This is a genomic window from Agrobacterium sp. A3-95 (assembly GCF_053521785.1).
Genome location: NZ_JBNWDR010000007.1, coordinates 289903 through 315049 on the forward strand (window position 1 = coordinate 289903; position 25147 = coordinate 315049).

Consider the following 25147-nt stretch of genomic DNA (forward strand, 5'->3'; position numbering starts at 1 on the left):
AGATATTGTCAACAAGACCGGAAGAGCGATCGTGCCGGTGGGTTTTCACGAAAGCCCGCATCCCCAGTTTTTAAAATGGCATCGCGAGAATTCGTTTAAGCACTAGAGGGAGTGGTAGATCGTAAAGGGGAATGCCTATGTCACACTCGCAGGCTCAAGACCTGATCAGGCTTACGCCGCTGGATTGAATGTCTACGGTCGAAGCAGATAATGCTTCTTCTTGTTGACCTTGTTGCCGCGCGGTCCGCTCATTACTGGCGTCCGGTCGGCATTTTCAGCGTGCAAACATCGCCACCTTTCTAGCCGATCGGCACCAAGCTCGCCGCGTGCGACAGCGCCTTGAACGGCGCATCCTGGCTCATGAGCATGGGTACAGTCGCGAAACCGGCACAACGGCGCCAGCTCGGTAATCTCGGCAAACAGCGTATCTATTCCGTTGGTAACGTCGCTGACATAGAGCTTCCTTATACCCGGCGTGTCTATGACCCAGCCGCCGCCTGAAACCGCATGCAGGGATCGCGCCGTCGTGGTGTGCCGACCCTGCGCATCATATTCACGAATAGTGCCGGTTTTCTGGTTCGTATCAGATCCGGTCAGCGTATTTACAAGCGTTGACTTTCCAACGCCGGAGGACCCTACCAGCGCGATGGTCTGACCTTTACCCAACCATGGCCTCAACAAGGCGACAGCATCGGCCGAGCGTCCATTAAGCGCTATGACTGGCAGGTTGCGTTGCAGTGCCTCCGCCAGTGATTGAAACCGGCCGACGTCTTCCGCAGTATCGGCTTTGGTCAGGACGATGACCGGTTCGCTTCCGGCTTGATCCGCCATTATCAGATAACGTTCGAGACGTGCGGAATCGAAATCTGCATTGCACGATGTAACTACCAGTAGGGTGTCGACATTGGCGGCAATGAGTTGCAGGCCACGTCCGCCTTCCGGCCTTCGCTGGAACAGGCTTTTTCGGTCGAGACGTTTGACAAACATGCCCGTCAGCGGGTCGGCAAGTATCCAGTCTCCGACTGCGAAGTCGGCCGCATTGCTATTGCCCGGGAGCTCCAGGCGAACGGGCCCCGTCATATCGATTGCCTCGATGCGCGAGCGGTGGACAGATGATATACGCCTGGACGCAAGGCCAGCGTCGCCGTCTTTGAGTTGATCCGCAAAAAACGCAGACCAGCCGAGCTGCTCCAGTGTCGAAGGAAGTGGGACCGTCATCAGCCGTGTTCTCGCCTACTGGTGCGGCTCGCGTTTCGGCAAGAAGTTAGCGTGAGCAATAGCCTCGCCGGAATAGGAAAAATCGTCTCCGAGTTGACGATTGCCGTCGAATACCTTGAAGATCGGACCGTCGACTTCAACGATTTTGTAGCCATTTACGTACTCGAATTTCGGCGTTTTCCAGCCCATCAGAAGTCCTTCAGTTGGTTATCATCTCTGGTCGCGAGATGGCGCCGGGCAACGTTACCGGTTTTCACTGGCATTTGCGCTAATTTTTTGTTTGGCTGCGTATCAATCAATCGGAAGCGCTGGCTGTGGCAGCCTCTGTCCTGAATGCTGAATTTAATGCTTCAGGAAAAATCACTAGATTGAGATCATTTGATTCGCCGCCGCGCGCCGCAGTAACTTTGATCGGGAACCCCTGGAGCCAGCTGCGTAATACGTCCTCCGCTCGGTCGGTAATGTCGACGCTGATCGAGAGGAAGTCAGATGGGCGAGATCATGGCGGCGAAGCACGTCGATCCACTGTATCTCTTGGACAGCACCACGCTTCAGAGGCGAGACTTCGCGCTGGTATCGTTCAAGAAGCTGTCCGAGCGTGGTGGATTCAAGTATTTTCGTATCTGGGGCGGCGCCGAACCTATCGACCTGTGCTTCGAGGTCGCGTACCCACTTTTCGGCTTCCAGGTTGGTGTCGAAGCTTTTGCAGCGCGGCTTCATACCGCGCCGTCGCACCTGTGCTTGCAAGCGCCCTCTGAGTTTCCGAATTGTCGCCATCGTGACCTCCAACGTTCATTGTCGGTCATGCGCAGGATGCCCCCGAAGACGGGTCCAAGGATTATCCCGGCGCAGCAATCACACGCATTAACAGCAATCAAAAATCATAGGCGATTTATAATTGAGCGCCTTGCACGCGCGTCGTCAGTATAGTTTGATATGCATGGGTAAAGGGTATTGCGTATGCGTGGATTAGTTCGCTTTGTTAGCGCTAGCGTTATTTTGGTGGCGACTTTTTCCGGAGCATTTGCCGGAGAGAGAACATTCGGCCCTTTTGCTGTAAGTGACGCAAATCCGAACGTGATCGCATTGAATGGCGATATCGACGTCAACTCGGGCCTAAACTTTCGCCGCGCGCTTCAAGCAGCGCCAAATACGAAGCTCATCACCCTCAATAGCCCCGGCGGTAATGTCCAGATGGGTTTGCTCATTGCGGACGATATCCATCAACGTAAGCTGGCGACCTACATTCCAAAAGAAAGCAAGTGTTTATCCGCCTGTTCGTTCGTCTTTCTCGCCGGTAATGAGCGGAAGGTCGATGGAGCCTTGGGTGTTCATCAGATTTCGTCCGACTCGCCGGACCTTGTAGGCGCACAACTCGCGATCTCGGACATTATCGAAGTCCTCAATCGCTTTGGGACGCCAGTAGACGTCATGCACGTCATGTTTAAGACGCCCCCTGATGACATGCATATATTCAGCCAGGACGAGGTCGATAAATACCAGCTCAATCGAACGGCGCAGGAACAATCAACGACGCCCACGATTGTCGATGTTCCCGTTGCAGTCGCTGGCCAAGATAGCGGCCAGAAACCAAGTGATGCTAACCTTCTGGGAGATAGTCGCACGTCAACCTCTGCGCCAGACTCAAAACAGCAGGCAAAACTGTCGACCCTCGACGAATTTACCAAGCGACCCAATCGCATTGCCATCTACACCGGGCTGGACCTCTTCGGAGATGACATCTCCTCGCAGCGTGTCGCCGACGCTAGCGAATGTGCTCAACGTTGTCTGATTATGAACGGCCAGTGCAAAGCTTTCACATACAATGCCAATCCCAAAATCAAGAAAGGTCCGAACTGCTTTCTAAAATCCAGCGCGGGGCGAGCTGACGGCAATAGCGTTGCCTTCTCAGGTCGTTTTCTGAGTGGAGCAGAAGCAGACCCATCTGCCATCATGCTCGGAACGATCGATCCGCAATCAGCTCTGTTTGATGACGTCGATCTACCCGGTGGCGATTTATCCCGGCGTCCAGAGCGTTCGGCGAGAACTCCTCTGGAATGTCGTCTGGCGTGCATCGACGAGAAGCAGTGCGTGGCCTTTACCTATATCAAGCCGAAGAAAGAATGTTGGCTAAAAGGCGCGGTCGGAACACCCATGCCGGGCAAAGGAATGGTATCCGGATTGAAAAAGCTGGAACGGTTTGCACCTGCCAAGATCATCAGCTTGGACTGAAACGGAAACAAGAGCATGCTTGCTGTAACCGACCGACCAACACTCACCCAAGTCCAGAAAATCCAGTCGCTTGCCGAAGCGCTATCTTGGTTCGAGAAGGAATTCAGCTGGGGTGTTAGCCCCGGCGAGCTCAATCACCTGACTGGGCGCATTGGCGAACTTTACGCCGCGATGATTACTCGTGGTCAGATGGCCCTCGATACCAATCAGCGGGGCTATGACGTAGTGTCCGCTTCAAATGAACGAATATCGGTCAAAACCATTACCAGCTCCACTCACGTCGATTTCAATCTGAACACGTTTAATCATGTGGATCGCGTGATGGTCCTCCGGGTCAACATCGATGACGAAAAAGGCGTCTCGGTGGAAGAGCTTTTGGACGCGCACGTGGAAACCGCTCGTCAACTACTGCGGGAACAGGGTAGCAAGCTTGTCTATCTGATCAAACGGGCAACGCGCGAAGAACGTCCCGTTGAGTCTCTTGAAATAGCCGGGAAAGCCCCTTATTCCGACTTCGAGATTGTAAAATATGAAAATGGCGCGATCCGTATTTTTCGCAACGGAGAACCGCAAAAGGTCATAGTCAAAGAGACGCTACGTTCGGTCGCGGCAGATATCGGGGTCGATTTGTTAAACTCCAAGGGTGGATTGAAAAACACTCAGCAGCTTGGTGCCGATGTCATTCGTTGTCTGAACGCGGCAGCAGGTTTGTTGTGAGACATTCCGCGACGGCACACCTTTGCTTGCCACCGCCTTCTGAGTTTTCTGATGGTCGCCATAGTGATCTCTGTTTGTGATCACGACGATGCGTAGGATGCCCCGCAATGGGGGCCAAGGATAATTCCGGCGCGCCAGCAACCAATCCGGACATCCAACTGATATGGTCCTGCAGGTCACCGCAGGGAGAACCGGAATGCTAGCGCTTGGTCGCCATCCACAAGACATGGCGGGCACCGCCGCGTTTTCCATTGGCGCGCACATTCACCTCATCGGTAGCAAAACCCGCTTCTCGCAATCGACGTGTGAAAGCGCTATCCGGTGCAGATGACCAGACCGCAAGCACACCGTTCGCACGCAGGGCATTTCTGGCGGCAAGAAGACCGCTGCGATCGTAGAGGCTATCGTTGGCGGCGCGCGTCAGCCCATCGGGACCGTTGTCGACATCGAGGAGAATGGCATCGTAAGCCGTTTTCTGGGACCGGATCAGCGCACCAACATCACCTATACTGATGGCCACACGGGGATCGTCGAGCTTGCCCTCGTGGAGATCCGACATCGGTCCCCGGGCCCAATCAACCACCGCCGGAACAAGCTCCGCCACAGTAACCCGAGCATCGTCCGGCAGTTCGCTCAGGGCCGCCCGCAATGTGAAACCCATACCGAGGCCACCGATCAGGATGCTGGCGTTGTTCCGTCCCGCGATACGCTCACAGCACAGCGTAGCCAGCGCCTCTTCGGAGCCGCTCAACCTGCTGTTCATAAGCTCTGTCGAGCCGAGCATGATGGAAAATTCGCTCCCGCGTTGTTTCAGGCGCAATTCACCCCCATCTCCGGGAATGGTCGCGCGATCAAGCTGAATCCAAGTAAGCATCGGCATATCTCGTTGTGTTGCGTCTGGCCACCTCGTAGCATGGGCGCAGTGTTGAGGCATCTGAATATCAGGGGATAGAAAAAGAGCGCCCGCGAAAAGAGTCTGGAGGCCCGAATTCCATGGCGCTTGTGTGGCTACCGGTGCCGTGGAAATGGTTGGGAAGAATCCGTTGAGTGCCGGGACCGTGGCCCAATGAATGGAATCTCTTTTCCGACAAATTGCTCTCGTGGGATTTATATGTCCGAGAACCGTCGCCTACTCAAGGTTCATGATGGCGGAGAGGGTGGGACTCTCCGCCAAATAGGCCAGCGATACCTGAGAAACAAGGGTTTCTCGTAAGCTTCTGCTCCCATTGGGCAAATTACGATACCCGCAGGTGTACCACACACTATACCTAGATCTCAAGGACCTCATGTTTCAACGTCGTTATGAGGCTTGAAACTTCCCGATCGGGCGGATTTTGGATGCCTGCTGCCGCCTGCTTCCCGATCGGTAAGGATCGCATTGATCTGGGAGAAATCTTCCTATACGGTAAGACATATCGGGAGATGTTCGATGTTCAGGTCCGCACGCGATTTCGGCGCTGCCATTCGAGAAAAACGCAAGGCGCTTGGCTGGACGCAGACGGAGCTTGCCGCCCGGTCCGGTACGGGTGAGCGTTTCATCGTTGAGCTTGAATCCGGCAAGCCGAGCTGTCAGCTTGAAAAGTCCCTGATGGTGGCACGCACTGTCGGCATCGAAATTGGCGATCTCAGGACGGCCCAAGCAGCCCCGACCTCGCCTGACGATGACCTGGCCTTCCTGCCGACCTTCGGTGATGGTCGATGACGACGATCTTCTACGAAACCTTCCCCGTCGCCCACCTGACCTTCGACAGCGAGTGGCGACTGGACTATGACCCGAGCTGGGAAGCCCGACGCTCAGCCTTCCCGGTGTCGCTCACCATGCGGCTTCATTCAGGCCCAGTCGCTGCCGACAGGCTGCTGCCCTGGCTTGCCAATCTGCTCCCGGAAACCCATCTCGCCGAAATCGGCCAGCGGCTGAAGGTCTCCCCTCAGGACATCGTCGGCCTGCTCGGTCACATCGGGCTGACACGGCGGGCGCATTGTCGATTGGTGTGCCCCGTAAGCCGGGTATTCATCTCCAGCCGGTGCCGGATCCGGGTGTACTGGAACGCATCCTGGACGAGCTTCCGGCAAAACCTTTTCTGGTCGGAGAACGCGGCGTCTCCATGTCTCTCGCGGGCGTGCAAGAGAAGCTGCCGGTCTTCGTGGATGAGGGCGGTGCCATCTCCATTCCTGTCGATGGGACACCTTCGACCCAGATTCTGAAGCCGGATTCAAAACGGCTTGCGGGCAGTGTCGAGAACGAAGCGTTTTGCTTGGCCCTCGCGCGCGCCTGCGGGCTGGACGCCGCTGAAGCGACTATCGGTGTCGCGGGTAAACGACGCTATCTGCTGGTCAAGCGTTATGACCGCTTCACTGATCCGCAAGGTGAGATCCGTAGGCTTCATCAGGAAGATCTTTGCCAGCTAACGGGTCACTTCCCGTCGCAAAAATACGAGCGATCCTCGACAGGACGCCGCGTGACCCTGAAAATGATGTTCGCTGCCATCAGCGATCTCATCTCGCCTTCTGCACGTCTGACGCTTCTTGATGCAGTGATCTTCAACGTACTGATCTGCAATTCGGATTCGCATGCCAAGAACTATTCCGTTCTGATCGGTGCTGGCGGGTCCGCGAAAATGGCACCGCTCTATGACTTGATGTGCGCGGCTGAATACCGCCAGGTCGATCAGAGTCTTCCGCAGGGGATAGCCAGCAGGTTCAACGCTCCAGATTTACGACGAGCGGATTGGGAGGCGCTTGCCGACGAACTCGGATTGAGCGGCGCATCGACGGTGAGGCGCGTTTTGGAATTGGCCGAGCGTGTTAGCGCCGCATGCGATGAGGTGGCTCCGCAAGTCGAGGCTTTGGCTGGCGATCCGGTAAGGGTGCTGGAGAAGATTGTGCACTCAATACGTAAGCGGTGTCGGCGTATGCAGGCGCAATGACGCGGGTGAAGAGAGGCAAACTAGTGCGGAAATGATCTCCGCTTTGCGCCTTCATATCGGCCGTAGAGACCAGCCTCAGCATCTCCTGAAAGCGGATATGCTGGCCGACTTGGAGGTCGCAATTGCGCGCAATCCGATCTGTTGTTGACAAAAATAGGCCAAGATTGATGTCCGCTCACTCTCCCGTGGATTGAAACGCTTCCCCGTTGCCACCCACTAGATAAGAGCTGATCGCCGAAGTATAGCTCTACGGCTGGGGAGGCTTCATGATCAAGCTGGTGAATATTCAGGTCGAAGGTTTTCGACTTCTCGAAAATGTTAGGATTGCGATTGAAGAAACCGCGACCGTGGTCGTCGGCAGGAACAACAGCGGCAAAACTTCCCTGACAGAAGTCTTCGATCGCTTTCTTGGCGAGCAGATGGGGCGCTTCCGCCTTGAGGATTTTGCAGCGGCGATCCGGCCGAAGTTCCTGGTTGCCAAGGCGTTGCGCGACGGTGGCGAGGAGCCGCCAGAGAAAGTCCTCGCCGAGCTACCTGTTATGGCCCTAACCCTGACGTTCGGCTACAGCGCCGACTCCGACGACCTTGGACCATTGTCGCCTTTCGTTATCGACCTTGAGCCGGGCTGCACGACGGCAATCGCACGGATCGAATTTTCAGCGTCCCTCAAGACGCTTGGCGCGCTGCTCGATGCTCCGGAGCCGGCTGAAGCTGAAAGCGCCACGGAATCCCTTTTTCGGCACCTTCGTGAGGCCGTACCCAAAGCATACTCGATCAAGATCTTCGCGATCGATCCGACGGACGTCACTAACCGCCGGACCTTCGAGAAAACCATCGAACTCAATAGCCTTATCAGCACTGGGTTCGTGAAAGCCCAGCGCACGCTGGATGTTGGTAAACGGGGCGAGACCGACGTCATAGGGAAGTTGCTCAACAAGCTTTTTAAGACGGCCAACGCGGTCACCGCATCGACCGACGATCAAAAGATCGCGGACGGCCTTAAGGCCTCTGTCGCCGATCTGGAAAAGGCAATGCAGGAAGACTTTGACGATCGGCTGAAGGCGCTGCTGCCGGCGCTCAACACGTTCGGTTTTCCCAGCCTCAGCGATACGGAACTGCGACCGCAGACAACGATCGACGTCGAGAGTCTTCTCACCGATAACACCCGCATCCTGTACACCGGCACTGACGGGGTTCATTTGCCCGAAGGCTACAACGGCCTCGGTACCCGCAATCTGATTTACATCCTGCTCCAGCTTGAAGCGCTGCATAAGACCTATCGCAGCACGCCTATGCGGCCAGGAACTCACGTCGTTTTCATCGAAGAGCCCGAAGCGCACCTGCACCCCCAGATGCAGGAAGTCTTCATCGGGCAGCTTAACGAGGCGATTTCCACTCTATCGCAAAAGTATGCCGGTGAGACGGTTTGGCCGGTTCAGTTTGTCGTGTCGACCCATTCCTCGCATCTCGCCAACGCCGCGCCATTCGAGGCGATCCGCTACTTCCTGAACGAGCCGACACAGACTAACGGCGTGCGAAGGACCAAAGTAAAGGACTTCCGAAAAGGGGCTGATAAGATCGGCCCGGAGGACCGGCGCTTCCTCCAGCAATACATGACGCTCACCAAGTGCGACCTCTATTTCGCCGACAAGGCCATCCTCGTTGAGGGGGCCACCGAACGCATCCTGATGCCTCGCATCACAAAGATCGTTGATGCAGATCTGGCCCCTGAACATCGGCTCGGTCGTCAGTACGTTACAACGATCGAAGCCGGCGGCGCGCATGCGCAGGTCTTCTATCCGCTTCTCGAGTATCTGGAGCTCAAGACTCTCATCATCGCCGACCTCGACGCTGTCAAACTCGTGGACTCAAGATGGAAGAAGTGCGTGTGCGCCGAGGGTGAGCGGACATCGAACTCGGCCCTCAAGACATGGTTCGGCGACAACGAAATTTCTTCCGCAGCGCTTCAGGCAAAGACGCCCGAAGAGAAGACCAAGGGGTACTGCCGCATTGCCTATCAGATGTCCGAGGAAGGCTCTGAGCATTGTGCGCGAAGCTACGAAGACTCTCTGATCCTCGCGAACCTCGCCGATTTCGGGATCGCAAACGATGGAAACGCGGCGATCAATGCGTGGGAAACTGCTCAAGACTTCAAGAAATCCGAGGAGGCGATCAAGTACGCGATCCGCGAGGAAAACTGGAACGTCCCGAAATACATTAGGGAGGGCTTAGCATGGCTATCAGAACCGCCCCCACCGCCTGAAGCGTCCCCGCCGACTATTCCTGAGGAGCCGGAGCCGGAAGCCGCATGATCGATCGGGATCCATCGCCCGCCGTTGTTGCGGCTCAAAAAGCTCAGGAACGCCTCGAAGCCGCTCTCGCGGACGGAAAAAACTTTCGCCTTGAAGCAGGTGCGGGAGCGGGAAAGACCTACTCACTTGTCGCTGCCCTGAAGAAGATTATCGCGGAAAAGGGGCCGGCGTTAATTCATGCCGGCCAGAAGGTAGCCTGTATCACCTACACTGAGGTCGCCCGGAACGAGATCGCCCAGGAAATCGAGGAACACCCGGCGATCCTGGTGAACACGATCCACGGCTTCGGCTGGGCGTTCATATCCCGCTTCCAGAAGCAGCTTCGCGAAATGGTCGCGACACAGGAGGCCCGCCAAGAGGCGATCGAGGCGGCAGGCGGCATCCACGACCAGACGGTCGAATACAGCTTGGGCTTCTTTGGGATTGACGAGGAGCGGATCACGCTCCACCACGACGACATCCCGAGATTTCTTGCTGCGCTTCTGTCTAACGCAAAGCTCCGGCGGATTTTCAGAAGCCTCTATCCGATTCTGTTTATTGATGAGTACCAGGACACCGATCCACTCGTCATGATGGCCCTATCGGAGAATTTCTTCGCGACCGGGCAAGGACCGATCATCGGTCTCTTCGGTGATCACTGGCAGACGATCTATCGGAAGGATTATCAGCTCGCCAACTTCCCAAGTGTGGAAGGCATAGACAAGGGCGCCAACTTCCGGTCGGTCCCCGTCATTGTCAATGTCCTCAATCAGCTTCGGCCGGAGCTGAAGCAGGACGTCCACGATGAGACCGCTGAAGGCGAGGCGCGCTTCTTCCATTGCAACGCCTATTCGGGCGCCCGCGTGGACTCTCGCAGCGGGAAACAGGAATTGCCCCCCGAGGTGTACGCCGATTTCATCGCGAGGATGCGAGCCCAGCTAGGTGAAGATGGCTGGGACTTCGATCCCGAGAAGACCAAAATCCTTCTGCTCACACACAATGCGATCGCGGCCGAGCGCGGCTATCCGAGCCTCGCCGCGATTTTTGAGCACAACGAAGCCTTCTCGAAAAAGGAAGACGCAACGATTGCGTTCCTCGCTGATGTTGTCGAGCCGGTTTGCCAAGCCTACGTCGCTGGCAAGACCGGCGAGATGTTCCGACTCTTGGGCGGCGCTCCAACAATCCGCAAGCTAGCCGATAAAGTCAAATGGCGGATGGAGATGGATCAGCTTGTGAAGCTACGTGCGGAAGGGACGACTGGGGACGTTCTCGACCTGCTCAAGCAAACTAAGCGTCCGCGCATTGCTGATCGCGTTGCGAAGCGGGAAGAGGAGATCGTGCAGCTCGAACCGGAACCGACGGAGGGGGAGTCAAAATCACTCAGGCGCCATCTTCGGCTCAGGGATGTGGCCTACAAGGAGCTTGTTGCCCTCGTCGAGTTCATCGACGGCTTTACCCCGCTGGCCACCCAACACAGCGTGAAGGGTGCCCAGTTCGAAAATGTTCTCGTCATCCTTAGCGGGGGCTGGAACCACTACAACTGGCCCAGATTTTTGGACTACCTTCACGCCGGCAAGGTGTCGGAGAAGGATCAGGCGGGTTTCCATCGTGCGAGAAATCTATTTTACGTTGCCGTCTCCCGGCCCGAGAAAAGACTGGCGGTACTGGTCACTCAGACGTTGAGCGACAACGCGCTCGCGGCCGCTGAAAGGCTGTTCGGCGCAGACAATGTGCTTCCGCTTGCTGAAGCCTGACTGCTTAAGCATAAGCGCTGTTAAAGTTCTCTAATATCTTGAGGTATAGACGATCGATGACCACACCCCGCCCGCAGCCGAAGCCCGACAGCCGTAAATATCAGGACCTCATTTCAGATATCGAAAAGGGCGTCATAAAGATCCCGAAATTCCAACGCGAATTCGTGTGGCCGATCGAGAAGACTGCGGCGCTGCTCGATAGTATCGTGAAGGGTTATCCAATCGGCACCTTCATTCTTTGGAAAACTAACCAGCGTATGGCGGACGTTAAGGAAGTGGGCAGCATTTCCCTTCCGCCTACACCGGACGACCGACAGGTTGAATACGTTCTTGACGGACAGCAGCGCATGACCTCGCTGTTCGCGGCCCATCGGGGAGCAAAAATACCTCGCAGCGGCTCGAAGAAGATCACCGATTTCGCCGAGATCTACGTTAACCTCGACCCGACGCTGCCAGATGATGCGCAGATCGTCGTTCATGAACTGCCCGAAAACGCGGGCAAGTGTGTTTCGCTAAAGGATGTTCTCGCGCTGAACCGCGACGTGGAAAAGCGTCTCGTCGCGGAACTCGGTCTCTCCGATGACGATCTCGACGTCGCGGACAAGTTCAAACAGGCTTTTGCGACATACGACTTCAGTCTCGTAACGCTGACGCGCGAGGACATCGACAGCGCTATCGAAGTCTTCACGCGCATCAATACCGGCGGTTCGGTGCTCACCCTATTCGAGATCATGGTCGCCAAGACGTATGACGAAGACAGAAAATTTGACATGCAGGTTGAGTGGAACAGGGTCCAAACCGACCTTGAGGAAGTAGGGTACGACGGTGTTTCGCCCTCCACCGTGATGCAGTTGCTTGCCCTTGTGCTGGCAGGCGAAGCCAAGCGCTCGACAATCCTCGGTCTGGATAAGATCAAGGTGATCGAGACCTGGCCGAAGGCTGTCGGCGCGATCAAGAGTGCGGTGGACCATTTCCGCACCGCCTACCGCATTCCGGTTTCGGCGCTGCTACCTTATGACTCGCTCATTGTTCCATTCGCGTATTGGTTCTTCGTCAAGCGCTACGAGCCTGCGGGTAACGATCATCTGCGGATGAGGAAATTCTTCTGGCGTTCGTCGCTGGGCTACCGATACTCTTCAGCCGTCGAATCTAAGCTAGCTGCCGACAAGCGGGCCATCGACGACATAATCTCCGGCGGCGAGGGTACCTGGGATATCCCCGTCAACATTGCCGGCGCTGAAGGCCTGATCGGGACCAACTTCGCGACGGAAAACTCGCTCTGCAAGGCTATCCTATGCCTGCTCGCCTTCGAGCAGCCTAGAAACTTTCACAACGACGGAACCGTCCTTCTGGACAACAGCTATCTCAAAATCGCCTCGTCGAAGAACTTCCACCATTTCTTTCCAAAGGATCATCTGCGTACCAATGGGGTCGGCAACGAAAATTCCGTCGTCAACATTACGCTGATCGGCGCCGATCTCAATAAGCGCCAGATCAACGCCAAACCACCAAAGGTCTATATTCCGAAATTCGAGGCATCGAACCGCACGATGAGTGGCAGCCTTGCAACCCACCTGATTGACAGGCACGGCATGGGCATTGACGAGGACGATTACGGAGCTTTCCTGTCAGCCCGTGCCGCGAAGCTTTGGACAAAGATTGAGGAGCGGGTCCATCCGGTTTTCCAAAGTGAGGAGTGACCTAGATCAATAAGTCGTCAATGTTCTTTGTGCTGTCTCGGACCTTGCCAGTAGCGGACAGTTTGATCCTCTCGGCTCGCTTGGGGTAGCCGTTAGGCAACGCCATAGTGAATGCGACTATGAAATTGTCCGGTCCCTTGTCGGGAAAGGGAGAGTTTGAGCATTCAATGGAAACGGCCGACGCTAATGGCCGCTTTTGGCTGCGTGGCGCCAAAAGGTGTCAGTCTGCCATCGGCCCCATAAACGTCGTTTTCCACGCTTGGCTCATCAATTGTTCCCCGAAAACGCCCTCACAAGGCTTATGAGCCAGTAGCTTTCTCAACTGTTGCTTTCGCCGGTTGGCTAACTGCTTTGCTGGTGGCGTATTCAGTATCCTCGCAGTCAGGTGTTTAAAAGTGTTGCGGCGGAAATTATTTCCCCGGTTGGCATTGGTACGGCCACCCACTACTGTCGCCGAATACAAATTCTGTCATCATTTTTAGCAAATAGCCATGCCCACCGCGTACCACAGCAAATACGTAGCTCACGATCTAACGAAGCTGGCTCCACCAGGATCGGAAGATCAGCTCTCGATGTCGTTGTTCGATGCTTCCGTTGATCTCAATCCGCATCAGATAGAGGCAGCCATGTTTGCCTTGCAGTCTCCACTGGCTGAGGGAGCCATTCTGGCGGACGAAGTGGGGTTGGGCAAAACAATTGAGGCGGGGATCGTCCTCTGTCAGAAATGGGCCGAACGGAAGAGGAAGCTCATTATCATCTGCCCTGCCGCTATCCGTCAACAATGGGCTGCAGAACTTACGAGCAAGTTCAATTTGCCGGCCGTGGTTCTGGATGCGAAAACCTACCGGCAGATGAAAGCTGAGGGCGTTCCTGCACCGCTGTCGCAAAAATCGATCGTCATTCTCTCTTATCGTTATGCAGCCAAGCTGAAAGACGAACTTCGTCAAGTTGACTGGGACCTGGTGGTCCTGGACGAAGCCCACAAGCTTCGCAACGCGTATCGTCCAAGCAATCGGATCGGCCAGGCTTTGCAATGGGCGATCGAAGGCCGGAAGAAGCTGCTGCTAACCGCGACGCCGTTGCAGAATAGCCTGATGGAGATTTTTGGGCTTACCAATTTTATCGATCCCAACATCTTTGGTGATGCGAACGGCTTCCGATCCAAATATGTCAATGCCGGCGGGGAGTTGCCGGAGTTACGGGGTAGGCTCGCTGACTTCTGCAAACGTACGCTGCGAAAGCAGGTTCTGGAATACGTCAAGTACACCAAACGCCGCGCGATCACGCAACCTTTCAGCCCTGCCGCAAGCGAGCAGGCTCTCTATGACGGGATCACCCGGTTTCTCCATCAGGATGACACATACGCAATCCCTTCACAGCAACGTCATCTGACGGTCCTCATCCTGAGGAAACTGCTTGCATCTTCATCCCAGGCGATTGCCGGAACTCTGGAGACATTGGTCGCGCGCCTACAGGCAATGGCAGAAGGAAAGACTTTCGAGAACCCCGTCGAACCGATCGTGCTCGCAGACGACTTTGATGAAGAAGTCCTTGAGGACTGGGACGAGTTGGAACAGGCGACAGGCGCCGACGATCCCCAGATTGACATGCCAAAGCTTCGTCGTGAAATTGAAGACATTGCCAATCTGATCCAGCTCGCCCGTTCCATTCACACTGACACTAAGTCGAAGGCGCTTCTTACTGCCCTTGATGTTGGATTTTCCGAGCAGCAGCGAATGGAAGCCGCGGAGAAGGCACTCATCTTCACCGAATCGCGGCGGACGCAGGAATATCTGCGGGAGTTCTTGGAGCGAAGTGGATACGCGGGTCAGATCGTGACGTTCAGCGGCACAAACAATGACAGGCAGGCGCAGGATGTCTACGAGAAGTGGGTCTCGAATTCGAAAAACAGCCAGCGTGTTTCAGGGTCTCGTCAGATCGATGTGCGCACGGCACTGATTGACGAATTTCGCGACAACGCATCGATCATGATTGCCACGGAGGCTGCGTCTGAGGGTGTCAATCTTCAGTTCTGTTCGCAGGTCATCAACTACGATCTGCCCTGGAACCCCCAAAGAATTGAGCAGCGCATCGGGCGATGCCATCGGTATGGGCAAACGCACGACGTGATTGTCGTGAACTTCCTCAACGAACGGAACGAGGTCGACAAGCGGGTCCATGCTCTTCTGACGGAAAAGTTCAATCTCTTCGATGGCATATTCGGCGCATCCGACGAGGTCTTGGGAAGCATCGAGTCCGGGCTAGACTTCGAGAAGCGTATTCTTGCCATCTACCAGGATTGTCGCACGCCCGAGGCGATCGATAAGGCATTCGATGAGCTCCAGGAACAGCTCGATGAGCAAATACGCAGCCGTATGGACGACACCCGCCGCACGCTTCTGGAGCATTTCGATGAGGATGTACATGCGAGACTAAAATTGCGGTTGGCCGACGCCCGAGAGCAGCTTGATCGGATGGGGCGACGGTTTTGGGATTTGACGCGTTGGACCTTGAAGGAGCGAGCGAAGTTTGACGAAGCAAATCTCGCTTTCGATCTGTTGTCTCCACCTACGGGCGATATTCGGCCTGGCCGCTATCATCTCATCTCACGAAATTCGGTATCGGACCAGACTGTCAACGAGCACGGCTACTTTCTATATCGATTGTCTCACATGTTGGGAGGGTATGTCGTCTCAACGGCGAAATCTGCAGAAACGCCCATTGCGGAGTTGCGATTTAACGTCAGCGCTCACACGCCTCGCGTTGCTGTAGTGGAGGCGCTGAAAGGCAGGACAGGTTGGCTGACTCTCAGAAAGCTGACCGTCAGCACGTTCGAGACTGAGGAGTACCTCCTGTTTTCCGGCATCGACGACAATGGCCGATCCATCGACCATGAAGCATGTGCCAAGCTCTTCTCTGTCGGAGCCTCGGTGGAAACGACAGGCGCTGCGGCGGCTTCGATGGCGGGCCGTCTCGAGGCTGAAGCAGGGCAGCATGTAAAGGCGCGGCTCAATCAATCCCTCGAAGCAAACAACAAACATTTTGCCGCCGCCAGGGATCGTCTTGAACGTTGGGCCGATGACAAGATTTTTGCTGCGGAGAAAGCGCTGAAGGATACGAAGGAGCAGATCAAGGCCATCCGGCGTGAGGCACGCCAGGCAGCAACGCTGGAGGAGGAGGCGGCGATCCAGATGAAGCTTCAGGAACTGGAACGGCGTCAGCGCAAGCAGCGGCAGGAGATCTTCGCTCAGGAAGATGAGGTTGCCGAAAAGCGGGACGAGTTGATCGCCAACCTTCAAAAACGCCTGCAACACGGCCACACTGTCGAAACGCTGTTTACCATCCGCTGGGCGGTTGTATAAAGCAGCGCTAGAACACCAAGGAAAATAGCAAGATGAGCAATTTTGACGCCCTCGTTTCCAAGCTGCGTGAAATCTTCCAGATCGACCGGCCCGACCTTGATTTCGGCGTCTATCGCATTCTCAACGCACGTGCTGGCGAGATCGAGAACTATCTGTCGAAGCGGCTCAAGGCGCGGGTAGGCTTCTGACGATACCTGGTGTTGGCCCGAAAACTGCAATGTGCGTTATTGCGACAATTCCTGATATCCATCGGTTTCCGTCTGGCCGCCATTTCTCTTCATGGCTGGGTCTTACTCCTCGCACGCATTCAAGCGGAGGTCGTTCGGTTCTGAGGCGCATTACGAAAATGGGGAATAGCGAACTCCGAACGATGCTTTATCTTGGGGGCACAGTAATCATGATGCGAGATAGCAAAACTCCAATCGGTCGTTGGGCCGCTCGATTGCGCGCGAGACGACCGTACAAAGTTGCCGCTATCGCGGTGGCAAACCGTCTCGCGCGCATCATTTGGGCTCTTTTGACAAATGGGGGAGTTTACGATCCGACATACGGCCGAGAAGCCTCAGCGTGATGCAGCGATAATCTTGAGCGTTTGAATAGGTGGTGGTCGGCGGTAAGCTAACGGGTAGCGCACTAGAGAGCGAATAGGCCGAGTATGTTGGTGTATTTAGAATACGTTATTTCTACAGGCGTTTGCTCAGCGTTTCGCGTAATGGCGATCTTTAAAGGTAATGCCGTCAAGACTCATGCAGCGCTTGCAATTGCCTTGCCCTTGGTCATCCATCTAGCGGGCCGTTTCCAAGTATGGGGCGGCCCGCACTCCTGTCTGGATAATGATAGCCGCCTCCATCACCGAGCCTTTCTTGGCGTGACTGCGTTACCAAAATTGCGTCGAAGTGAGCGGCAGTGCGGGCGGGCATTTGGCTGCAGCGGTTGGACAGGGTGCGTCGTTAACGGTCCTTCGTAACCTCTACGCTCCGCTCAGTCGGCCACGGTATGGCGCCCGGAGCGCCTGCGATTGGGAAAAAACCGGGAAGCGATATACAACCTAGGATAAAGTACCATTGAATGTTCGCTATTGAGGAATGAAGGTATTGCAATACCATCTGCATAAATCAGAGCCGGCTGCCTCAAGATCGAATGTGCATCGTCCAGGAAGACAGGCGTTCGTTTGGTGGCTACCAAAAATCGGAGTTTCAAAGGCCTCTGGAATGGCCCATACAGGACACCGTCGATAAGCGGAGCAGAGATGAAGACCAGCCTTGAACATTTGCCAGAACGAAAGCAACGCGAGCTCGCGCGTGTCGTCGGAATTATTCAGGAAGAGTTTGCTGATCTGGTGGAACGCTCGAAGTCTGACGCCAAGAAGGATGGACGGATTTTCAAAATCATCCTGTTCGGTTCTTACGCGCGTGGCACCTGGGTGGATGAGCCGCATACGTCGAAAGGCTATCGCTCGGATTTCGATATTCTTGTCATCGTCAGCAACAAGGAACTTGCCGAGCCCAAATACTGGGACAAGACAACAGACCGGCTGATGTGGGACAAGGAAATTGGAACACCTGTCGGTCTCATCGTGCATGGCGCTCGCGAGATCAGCAATTTTCTAAATGACGGCCAGTACTTCTTCGTCGACCTCGCCCGCGAAGGTGTTGTTCTTTACGAATTCGACGATCGGCCGCTGGCTGAAGCGAAACCGCTCAGCCCTGCCGATGCACTCAGGGTGGCAGAAGATCATTTTCTGCGGCACTTCCCGGATGCGCGAGATTTCGCTGATGTAGCAAAATATCTCGTTGCGAAAGGTAACCTACACCTAGCCGCCTTCAATCTCCATCAGGCAGTGGAGAGCGCCTACAACTGCTACCTCCTGACACTGACAAACTATTCCCCTGCGTCGCACAATCTCAAATTCCTGCGTGGACTTTCCGAAGGGCGTGATCACCGTTTGATCGACATCTGGCCGCGCGATCGTCAGCGATTTACCACATGGTACAACATCCTCAATGAGGCCTACGTCAAGGCACGCTATTCGAAGCGTTTCGAGGTTTCCGAAGAGGCGCTCACCTGGCTTCAGGAGCGGACCGGGGAACTTCATAAGCTGGTTGAGACGCTCTGCCGCGAGCACATCGAAAAGCTCGAACAGACCGCAGGACAAGCCGCAAATTCCAGCGACTGAGATTCACGGGTTAGCACAAAGTCTCCTGTGCTCAGGTGACGGCGACTACAGCCTCATGAACCATAAGGTCCAACCTACTCTCGCAATCGCTATGTCGATCTCCTCATAGAAACTGGTCTGTCTTCCAGGAGCAAAGCCGTGGTCAACAACGGCAGTTCCGGTGCGACCGCAATCGAAAGGAACAATCGTGGCAAGGAAAACCATCGAACAGCGCCTGGCTGAACTGGATGCGCAACGTTCCGCCCTCAAGGCCCGTCTCTCGAAAACCGAGCGCAACAACGATATGCGCCGCAAGGTTCTGATTGGCGGGCTCGTTCTGCATCACCTCGAGACCTCGAATGACAAGGAATTCGGCAGGCAACTCGGTGAATGGCTGCGCCGCGAACTACCGGGCTTTCTGACGCGTGACAATGACAAGGCGCTGTTTGCCGATCTGATCGGACAAGGACTGACGGGCACAGCAGAGAATGGCGACAGTACGCAGGGTGCTCCATGAACCGATTGCGACTTGCCTGCGACGCATTCAAAAACATGATGCGAGCCACCGCGCGAGATCCGCTTTGGGCGGTCCTCGCTTTGATTGCGATGCCCTTCCGGATCTGGAAACGGCTCCTCGGATTTATGTTCATCCTGTTCAACGTCACCTTTGTGATCGGCATGGGTGGCGGTCATTTCCTCGAGCAAACGGGTTTCGAGCGGGGCTCGCTTGTCCAAATCATCCCAGGTCTCTTAACCCTACTGGCGCTTGCCGTTATCACCTTTTGGTTCATTACCACTCCACTGATTTTGCATTTTGGGGAGAATGACGATGAGACCCATGGCTCCGCCCGCTTTGCGACAGACAAGGAGATAGCTGCTCTCACCTCATCCGGTTCCGGCCTCCTGATCGGTCGTGATACGAAAACGGGCAAGCCTCTGCGCTACGATGGCCCGGCCCATCTGCTCACGATGGCGCCGACCCGTACCGGCAAGGGTGTCGGAACAATCGTCCCGAACCTGCTGACCGCCGACCGTTCCGTGATCTGCGTTGATCCGAAAGGTGAGAATGCAAGGATCACCGGCCGTGCTCGCCAGAAGTTTGGGCCGGTTCATGTGCTCGATCCTTTCGGGGTCACCGGTGGATCCTCGGCAGCCTTCAATCCCCTGGCCCTGCTTGATCCCAACAGCCTCGATGTCGCGGACGACGCCAACACCCTTGCCGATGCCCTCGTGTTCGACGAACCGGGAATGGCGGGCGAGGCGCATTGGAACGAGGAGGCAAAAGCGCTGATTACCGGACTGCTGCTCGAGATCGTTGCATCTGAGCCTTTGAGACGCAGGCACCTCGCAATACTCCGCGACTATCTCACCCTTGCTCCGGAACAATTCGCAGCACTGCTCAAGCGTATGCAGGAAAGCGATGCGGCAAGAGGTCTTGTCGCGCGCGCCGCAAACCGCCACCTCGGAAAATCAGATCGCGAAGCTGCAGGCGTTCTGTCCGCAGCCCAACGCCACACGCATTTTCTCGATTCACCGCGCATGACGGCAGTCCTTAGCCGCTCTGATTTCCGGTTTGCCGATCTCAAGCGCAACAACATGACGGTGTTCCTCGTCCTTCCTCCAGACCGGCTCTCGACCTATTCGCGCTGGCTGCGCCTGCTTGTCTCACAAAGCCTGCTCGAAATGGCCCGCGATCCGACAAAGCCGGCGACACCGGTTCTCTATCTGCTCGATGAGTTCGCATCGCTTGGGCATTTGGCACCAGTCGAACGCGCGATGGGTCTGATGGCGGGTTATGGTGTCCAGCTTTGGCCCATCCTCCAGGACATCCATCAGCTGCGTGCCACATACGGTCATCGCGCCGGAACTTTCCTGTCAAATGCCGGCGTGCTGCAGGTCTTCGGCGTCAACGATCATGACAGCGCCCGCCTCATCTCTGATTTGCTCGGGCAGGAAACGGTCGTGTTCCAGACCATGGCGAGAGCGCTCGATTCCGATAAGACGGGGATCTCCTACAGCCAGCAACATACTGGCCGGCCGCTGCTCACCCCTGATGAGGTGCGCAATCTGCCGGCGCACGGACAATTGCTGTTCCTCGCCGGACAACGATCAATATTTGCTGAAAAGCTGTCTTATTTTAACGATCCGGAATTCAGGGAGATGTTCGATTCAGTCTAACGCAAGGGTGACACAAAAAGCGGTTAGATATCTGCATTAAAACCTTGTATTTGAGGCCATCCGGCTATCTTTACCGGAACGGGAAGCGGGGGCAGCAAGCCTCGAGAACAGCCAACCACTGCAACGGAATATTGGACGCGATGGTAAAGCCTGTCCTGACGGGAACGCGCTCCCACATAGCGCCGAAGTGAGCGGCAGGACAGGCGCGTGTCTTGCTCCGAAGGCACAGAGGGGAAGCAGCCTGAATGCGATCAAAGGCGCGCTACGCCCGGCGACAAAACGAAAGCCACCCGAACGACGGCACGCGGCTTTCTGCGGATTGGGAGTAGAGGCATAGGCCGGACAGGTATTGAAAATTGGCGAAAGAGAACATATAGAGAACATGCCGGAGGTTCGCGCCTAATTTGATGGTTAGGGAAACAGACGGCCAGCTACGGCGTTACGAAGAATGATGATCTTGAACTCTTCAATGTCCATGCAGAATCACGATATGAATATCAGCAGGGCGTTTCGGGAGCTGTGGAATGCTAGCAGAAATGCATCGAGATAATGACGACGCTGTGAAGCGAAATCCCGGCAACAATGCGGTCGCCAAGTCGGGCTATACAGCACCGACCAACGTGATTTCCTTGCCTCTTGGCGACTTGATGGACTTCGCTGGTCGCCCAATGCTCAAAGAGCAAGAGGGGCTTTTCAAGAAACCAGAGGAGCGTGATCCGACGATATTCGTGTCCGGCGAAATCGACCTCCTCAAGCGCCGAATGATTTCCGTCATCGGTGCGAGATCGGTCTCTGAGGAGGGAGGTCTGCGTGCGTCTCGAATTTCTCGTTTATTGGCGGACGCAGGTGTTGTTGTAACCAGCGGGCTGGCAAAGGGCGTTGATACGATTGCGCACACTTCAGCCATTCAAGCTGGCGGTCGCACGATTTCGGTAATTGGCACGCCTCTCGATAAAGTTTATCCCGCTGAAAATCGGAAGCTGCAGCAGGAAATCTATGAGCGGCACTTGCTCATTTCTCAATTCCACCCGGGGCAGAGGACGTACCAATCCGATTTTCCAAAGAGAAATCGACTGATGGCTGCTCTATCCGATGGAAGCGTCATTGTAGAAGCCTCGGATACCTCAGGAACTCTCCACCAGGCGTCTGAATGCATTCGTCTGGGTCGCTGGCTTTTTATCATGCGGTCAGTTGTGGAAAATCCAGAAATATCATGGCCAAAGCGGTTTCTGGATAACTCGAAGACGGTTGTTCTAACTAGGGTTGAGGATATCCTCTCGCGGATCGCTTAAATGAATGTGCATTTTATCAGCGCTTACTATTCAGAGCGAGCGCATCTTGAACGCGCTAAGCGTAAACCCGAGTTCTGGGATTCCTACCTGTTCATATGGGCGGTTAAGACTGGTAAGTACAAGACGCCGTTCACGATTACGTTTCGAAACGGAAGCAAGGTCAAGATTGGCCCCACGAATGTCAAACGCGCCCGCGCGTTGTTTGGTCAGTTCGTTGCCGCGACCCTAGATGTAGAAAACGCCCCGGACAACGTGCTGATTATTCCAGTGCCGTCCAAGGACGCCCAACCTGGGATCAAAGCAGGATACCGGTCGTTGTGGATGCTGGCGGAAGCCATGAAGGGCCAGGTTCACCGTGGAAAAATTCACGATGGTCTACGTTGGACCAAGGCCTTGCCGAAGGCTCATGAGGGTGGGAAGCATCACAAACGCGCCTACTGGAAACAGTATCTGTCAGTTCGGGGCAACGTCGATGGGCGCGATGTCGTCCTTGTTGATGATGTTTTATCGACAGGAGCATCAATTTTGGCAGCGAAAGAGGTTTTAGAGGAGGCTGGCGCTCGTGTTCTCTTCGCGATTGCCTGCGGCAAGACCGTCTACGATTTCAATACAAAGCCTTTCAAGCGGCAGCTGGTAAAGCTGGAAGAGGAAACCTACGACTACCAACCGGCCGAGGCGTAACCGGGCGCGACTAAGCTTTACAGGCGGCCCGAAAGCAGTCGCTCTACATATGTTTCCAGCATTGTTGTCGTTGCAATTGACCCATCAAATGCTCCGGCAATGGGTGACAGGATTTGGTGCAGATATGGGGCGATTGCAGTCGCTGGTGTATCAGCGGTCATTGAGGTAAATCCTTCGGCTTCATCGTCAAGTGCTTGACCGCGTACAGGTAGGTAGCGTTCGGGATTCGCCCAGGTCTGAGCCGTCCTTCCTGATAACCTCGCCGCCCGAAAGAGGAATCCTAGCCTCGTTTCTGGAGGGACTTGGAGCGCTGCCGGGAACTTCAATCCTACCGCAATCGTTTCCGCAAACCGGTAAGCCAGAAGCCCGATATCAAGTGCGGTGCCCGGTTCTACTTTTTGTGACAGGTCATCTTGGTACGCCCTCTACATGTAGAATTCTCCACGAGCGTGTACCCACGGGAATTCGGCTTGTTCTATAAACGAAGGTTGCGTTTCTAGGATTATGGTCTCCCATGCGCCGTCTTTTTTTCGAGGACGATTTTCTTGGCCCTCGACTTCCGCCGAGATCGCAAAGTCCCGCGCGGAGTCCGCATCGCCCGTTTGCATGGAGGTACCAGGGAGACGAACGCCAAGGAGGCCTGAGTAACAGCTGAAAGCCACAGAACCAACGAGGAGTGCCCTCAGACGAAAGAGGCCTGCGTCAGCGAGTACTTTGGTTACTTCACCCGCGAAGCGATCCGGTGCGGACATGCCGCCGCTTCGCAGCAGCATGCCGACGAGCTTGCGCCGCTCCCGGATGTCGTCTTTGACTTGCCTATGGGCTTTCACCCGGGCAGTGATGTCGGCGTCATCCTGCGGGCCGACATAGCGCCTCTTGTCCTTACCCTCGGGAGTAGGGAGATCAAAATACCAGTAATTGCGGCCCTCTACCGAAACGGCAACAAACCGACCTTCGAGGAGAAAATCTGCTTGAAACTGAGCATCGAACGTCCGCTGCGCGAGTTCAGCGAACGCCGTTCTGTAAACGAGGTCAATCTATTTCATCGCCCGATCCAGTTATAATGAATTTGCAAAAATATTATAACTATGCTGCCGGATGTCAGTGGGGCGAGGCCAGACCTGTTCGTTCTCAATTGAGAGAGTGGACAATGGTGCGCGTCGGCTCCATCGTATTTAGGCCGTTGAGGCGCCAACATTGGACGGCCGCAAATTGTCGAACTGAAAAGCCGCCGTCCTCTCCTTCGACCACAAACCAAATAGCAGAAAGGTCAGTCGATAGATCTGGCGCCAACGCATGTTTTCTCTCGAGAGAGGAGACGCATGGATGCGAGGAGATGATATCAGCATTCGGCAGCGTGTTGATCAGGCGTTCCTCTCAGCCATTTTCCGACCTCCAGAAGTCGACTGGTACTTTTGGCATTTGATCAACGTGGCGAAGCGTATAAGGTCCATGGATACCACCAGCGCGATCAGATCGGCGCAACAATCGGAAGCCAGCCAGACCCTGTTCCCATGATGAAATCCTCCCGCGATCATATCCCGCAAAGAAAGCAGCGAGAGCTTGCTCGTGCGCTGGAGATCCTGCACGAGGAGTTCGAGGATGCGCTGGGTGAGGGCACTGCCGACTTCAAGAAGCGCGGACGCATTCTCAAAATCATTCTGTTCGGCTCCTATGCCCGCGGCACCTTTGTCGATGAGCCGCATACGATGAAGGGCTATCGCTCGGATTTCGATTTGCTGGTGATCGTCAACAATCGCAAGCTGACGGATCACGCGACCTACTGGTACAAGGCGGCCGACCGGATCATCCGCGACAGCTTTATCGAAACGCCGACGCAGTTCATCGTGCATTCTCTGCGCGAGGTGAACACAGAGCTTAAGAAGGGCCACTACTTCTTCTCGGATATCCGCAAGGAAGGCATCGTTCTATACGAACTGGATGACGAGCCGCTCGCTGAGCCGAAGCTGCTGACTGCGGAAGAACGGTTGAATGTCGCGCGGGAGCATTGCCGGGAACGGTTCGAGGCAGGTACTGAGTTCTTTGTTCTGTCCTGTCACGCTCGCAATAGTGGCTTTACAAAAAGAGCTGCGTTTCTTTTGCATCAGGCGATTGAGCAAGCCTATTCCTGCGTCCTTCTCACACTGACGAACTACGGGCCTGCCTCCCACAACATCAAGTTCCTCCGCTCTCTTGCCGAGGAGCAGGACCTTCGACTGGTCGACGCGTTTCCACGCGATCATCATCGGCAGCGGGCCTGGTTCAATACGATCAATGAAGCCTATGTGAAGGCGCGGTACTCGAAACATTTCGAGATCAGCGAAGAGGCGCTTGTCTGGCTCGGTGAGCGCACCGCGCGTTTGCTCGAGCTGGTGAAGGTCGTTTGCGATGAACATATCGAAAAGGTGGATTGTGGCGTTCGAATGGGCGGGAGTGAAAGCAGCCAATGACAGCCAGGTGTCAAAGCAGGTTCTAATCGTGCCCCCGCAACCACTGAGACTTGAATATTCTGCCATTCAAGTCGCTTAACAGAAAGCTCCTCCGCGTAAGCGTCGAGGAGCTTTTTTTGTTTCTGCGCAGCATCCAGTTCGCCGGCGCGGGGCCGCTCCAGATAAGAAAGCGGTGTTTTCCTCGCACATT

General features: G+C 55.4%; 20 protein-coding genes and 3 pseudogenes. 17 read left to right on the top strand and 6 right to left on the bottom strand.

Annotated features, from left to right (window positions below; all coding sequences use genetic code 11):
- Positions 1–192 precede the first annotated feature (192 nt).
- From rsgA to ACQZ5Y_RS19390, 3 genes and pseudogenes are all read right to left on the bottom strand, one after another.
- Positions 193–1218 (bottom strand): ribosome small subunit-dependent GTPase A, encoded by a 1026-nt coding sequence (gene rsgA / locus ACQZ5Y_RS19380; protein ID WP_174059913.1) that lies wholly within the window; start codon positions 1216–1218, stop codon positions 193–195.
- Between the two features lie 15 nt (positions 1219–1233).
- Positions 1234–1407, bottom strand: coding sequence for a hypothetical protein (locus ACQZ5Y_RS19385; protein ID WP_174059912.1), 174 nt, complete (start codon positions 1405–1407; stop codon positions 1234–1236).
- Positions 1408–1701: 294 nt separating this feature from the next.
- Positions 1702–1995 (bottom strand): annotated as a pseudogene (locus tag ACQZ5Y_RS19390) (site-specific integrase); the annotation flags it as partial.
- A 183-nt stretch (positions 1996–2178) separates the two neighbouring features.
- Here ACQZ5Y_RS19390 and ACQZ5Y_RS19395 point away from each other — a divergent pair.
- Both ACQZ5Y_RS19395 and ACQZ5Y_RS19400 read left to right on the top strand, forming a co-directional pair.
- Positions 2179–3450: a PAN domain-containing protein gene (locus ACQZ5Y_RS19395; protein ID WP_236762969.1), complete on the top strand. Its 1272-nt coding sequence runs from the start codon at positions 2179–2181 to the stop codon at positions 3448–3450.
- Positions 3451–3465: 15 nt separating this feature from the next.
- Positions 3466–4167: a DUF6998 domain-containing protein gene (locus ACQZ5Y_RS19400; protein ID WP_174059911.1), complete on the top strand. Its 702-nt coding sequence runs from the start codon at positions 3466–3468 to the stop codon at positions 4165–4167.
- Positions 4168–4366: 199 nt separating this feature from the next.
- On the opposite strand, the gene ACQZ5Y_RS19405 is transcribed toward ACQZ5Y_RS19400, so the two are convergent.
- Complete coding sequence (locus ACQZ5Y_RS19405) at positions 4367–5041, bottom strand: spermidine synthase (protein ID WP_174059910.1); 675 nt, start codon at positions 5039–5041, stop codon at positions 4367–4369.
- Between the two features lie 555 nt (positions 5042–5596).
- Between ACQZ5Y_RS19405 and ACQZ5Y_RS19410 the strand changes: the two genes are divergently transcribed.
- Positions 5597–5869, top strand: a complete 273-nt coding sequence (locus ACQZ5Y_RS19410) for a helix-turn-helix transcriptional regulator (RefSeq protein ID WP_112192209.1) — start codon at positions 5597–5599, stop codon at positions 5867–5869.
- Positions 5866–6069: pseudogene (locus tag ACQZ5Y_RS19415) on the top strand (HipA N-terminal domain-containing protein); the annotation flags it as partial. The gene ACQZ5Y_RS19410 and the pseudogene ACQZ5Y_RS19415, both read left to right, overlap by 4 nt.
- Here the strand turns inward: ACQZ5Y_RS19415 and ACQZ5Y_RS19420 are convergent.
- The gene (locus tag ACQZ5Y_RS19420) at positions 5998–6147 is read right to left on the bottom strand and encodes a hypothetical protein (protein WP_236762988.1); all 150 of its coding nucleotides are present in this window, start codon (positions 6145–6147) and stop codon (positions 5998–6000) included. The pseudogene ACQZ5Y_RS19415 and the gene ACQZ5Y_RS19420 overlap by 72 nt on opposite strands.
- Here ACQZ5Y_RS19420 and ACQZ5Y_RS19425 point away from each other — a divergent pair.
- The 12 genes from ACQZ5Y_RS19425 (at position 6147) to ACQZ5Y_RS19480 (ending at position 22507) form a co-directional block, all read left to right on the top strand.
- Entirely contained in the window at positions 6147–7094 is a 948-nt protein-coding gene (locus tag ACQZ5Y_RS19425; RefSeq protein ID WP_236762968.1) for a HipA domain-containing protein, read from the top strand. The genes ACQZ5Y_RS19420 and ACQZ5Y_RS19425 overlap by 1 nt on opposite strands.
- Before the next feature lie 266 nt (positions 7095–7360).
- A complete protein-coding gene (locus ACQZ5Y_RS19430) occupies positions 7361–9406 on the top strand; it encodes an ATP-dependent nuclease (RefSeq protein WP_236762967.1) in 2046 nt (681 codons plus the stop codon).
- Complete coding sequence (locus ACQZ5Y_RS19435; protein WP_174059909.1) at positions 9403–11139, top strand: UvrD-helicase domain-containing protein; 1737 nt, start codon at positions 9403–9405, stop codon at positions 11137–11139. Before ACQZ5Y_RS19430 ends, ACQZ5Y_RS19435 begins: the two co-directional genes overlap by 4 nt.
- 56 nt (positions 11140–11195) lie before the next feature.
- A complete protein-coding gene (locus tag ACQZ5Y_RS19440; protein WP_174059908.1) occupies positions 11196–12839 on the top strand; it encodes a GmrSD restriction endonuclease domain-containing protein in 1644 nt (547 codons plus the stop codon).
- A gap of 491 nt (positions 12840–13330) precedes the next feature.
- Complete coding sequence (locus ACQZ5Y_RS19445; RefSeq protein ID WP_174059907.1) at positions 13331–16201, top strand: SNF2-related protein; 2871 nt, start codon at positions 13331–13333, stop codon at positions 16199–16201.
- Between the two features lie 32 nt (positions 16202–16233).
- A complete protein-coding gene (locus ACQZ5Y_RS19450) occupies positions 16234–16389 on the top strand; it encodes a hypothetical protein (RefSeq protein ID WP_211380939.1) in 156 nt (51 codons plus the stop codon).
- Positions 16390–16391: 2 nt separating this feature from the next.
- Entirely contained in the window at positions 16392–16772 is a 381-nt protein-coding gene (locus tag ACQZ5Y_RS19455) for a transposase (protein ID WP_448782102.1), read from the top strand.
- 678 nt (positions 16773–17450) lie between these two features.
- Positions 17451–18377, top strand: a complete 927-nt coding sequence (locus tag ACQZ5Y_RS19460) for a nucleotidyltransferase and HEPN domain-containing protein (RefSeq protein WP_174059906.1) — start codon at positions 17451–17453, stop codon at positions 18375–18377.
- Positions 18378–18564: 187 nt separating this feature from the next.
- Positions 18565–18873 (top strand): mobilization protein, encoded by a 309-nt coding sequence (locus tag ACQZ5Y_RS19465; protein ID WP_162686318.1) that lies wholly within the window; start codon positions 18565–18567, stop codon positions 18871–18873.
- Entirely contained in the window at positions 18870–20534 is a 1665-nt protein-coding gene (locus tag ACQZ5Y_RS19470) for a type IV secretory system conjugative DNA transfer family protein (protein WP_111785383.1), read from the top strand. The genes ACQZ5Y_RS19465 and ACQZ5Y_RS19470 overlap by 4 nt, the downstream gene beginning before the upstream one ends.
- A 524-nt stretch (positions 20535–21058) precedes the next feature.
- Positions 21059–21826, top strand: a complete 768-nt coding sequence (locus ACQZ5Y_RS19475; RefSeq protein WP_236762965.1) for a DNA-processing protein DprA — start codon at positions 21059–21061, stop codon at positions 21824–21826.
- Positions 21827–22507 carry a phosphoribosyltransferase gene (locus tag ACQZ5Y_RS19480; RefSeq protein WP_111785382.1) on the top strand — a complete coding sequence of 227 codons (681 nt, stop codon included), beginning with the start codon at positions 21827–21829 and terminating at the stop codon, positions 22505–22507.
- A 551-nt stretch (positions 22508–23058) separates the two neighbouring features.
- Here ACQZ5Y_RS19480 and ACQZ5Y_RS19485 read toward each other — a convergent pair.
- Positions 23059–23544: pseudogene (locus ACQZ5Y_RS19485) on the bottom strand (GSU2403 family nucleotidyltransferase fold protein); the annotation flags it as partial.
- A 477-nt stretch (positions 23545–24021) separates the two neighbouring features.
- Between ACQZ5Y_RS19485 and ACQZ5Y_RS19490 the strand changes: the two are divergent.
- Positions 24022–24957 carry a nucleotidyltransferase and HEPN domain-containing protein gene (locus ACQZ5Y_RS19490; protein ID WP_111785380.1) on the top strand — a complete coding sequence of 312 codons (936 nt, stop codon included), beginning with the start codon at positions 24022–24024 and terminating at the stop codon, positions 24955–24957.
- The last annotated feature ends 190 nt before the right edge of the window (positions 24958–25147 follow it).

Bases quoted from the DNA above. Each gene is read 5' to 3' on its own strand.
- ACQZ5Y_RS19410 (WP_112192209.1), top strand. From the start codon at position 5,597: ATGTTCAGGTCCGCACGCGATTTCGGCGCTGCCATTCGAGAAAAACGC.
- rsgA (WP_174059913.1), bottom strand. From the start codon at position 1,218: ATGACGGTCCCACTTCCTTCGACACTGGAGCAGCTCGGCTGGTCTGCG.
- ACQZ5Y_RS19405 (WP_174059910.1), bottom strand. From the start codon at position 5,041: ATGCTTACTTGGATTCAGCTTGATCGCGCGACCATTCCCGGAGATGGG.
- ACQZ5Y_RS19395 (WP_236762969.1), top strand. From the start codon at position 2,179: ATGCGTGGATTAGTTCGCTTTGTTAGCGCTAGCGTTATTTTGGTGGCG.
- ACQZ5Y_RS19475 (WP_236762965.1), top strand. From the start codon at position 21,059: ATGCTAGCAGAAATGCATCGAGATAATGACGACGCTGTGAAGCGAAAT.
- ACQZ5Y_RS19450 (WP_211380939.1), top strand. From the start codon at position 16,234: ATGAGCAATTTTGACGCCCTCGTTTCCAAGCTGCGTGAAATCTTCCAG.
- ACQZ5Y_RS19460 (WP_174059906.1), top strand. From the start codon at position 17,451: ATGAAGACCAGCCTTGAACATTTGCCAGAACGAAAGCAACGCGAGCTC.
- ACQZ5Y_RS19430 (WP_236762967.1), top strand. From the start codon at position 7,361: ATGATCAAGCTGGTGAATATTCAGGTCGAAGGTTTTCGACTTCTCGAA.
- ACQZ5Y_RS19480 (WP_111785382.1), top strand. From the start codon at position 21,827: ATGAATGTGCATTTTATCAGCGCTTACTATTCAGAGCGAGCGCATCTT.
- ACQZ5Y_RS19440 (WP_174059908.1), top strand. From the start codon at position 11,196: ATGACCACACCCCGCCCGCAGCCGAAGCCCGACAGCCGTAAATATCAG.
- ACQZ5Y_RS19490 (WP_111785380.1), top strand. From the start codon at position 24,022: ATGATGAAATCCTCCCGCGATCATATCCCGCAAAGAAAGCAGCGAGAG.
- ACQZ5Y_RS19435 (WP_174059909.1), top strand. From the start codon at position 9,403: ATGATCGATCGGGATCCATCGCCCGCCGTTGTTGCGGCTCAAAAAGCT.
- ACQZ5Y_RS19400 (WP_174059911.1), top strand. From the start codon at position 3,466: ATGCTTGCTGTAACCGACCGACCAACACTCACCCAAGTCCAGAAAATC.
- ACQZ5Y_RS19385 (WP_174059912.1), bottom strand. From the start codon at position 1,407: ATGGGCTGGAAAACGCCGAAATTCGAGTACGTAAATGGCTACAAAATC.
- ACQZ5Y_RS19445 (WP_174059907.1), top strand. From the start codon at position 13,331: ATGCCCACCGCGTACCACAGCAAATACGTAGCTCACGATCTAACGAAG.
- ACQZ5Y_RS19470 (WP_111785383.1), top strand. From the start codon at position 18,870: ATGAACCGATTGCGACTTGCCTGCGACGCATTCAAAAACATGATGCGA.
- ACQZ5Y_RS19420 (WP_236762988.1), bottom strand. From the start codon at position 6,147: ATGCGCCCGCCGTGTCAGCCCGATGTGACCGAGCAGGCCGACGATGTC.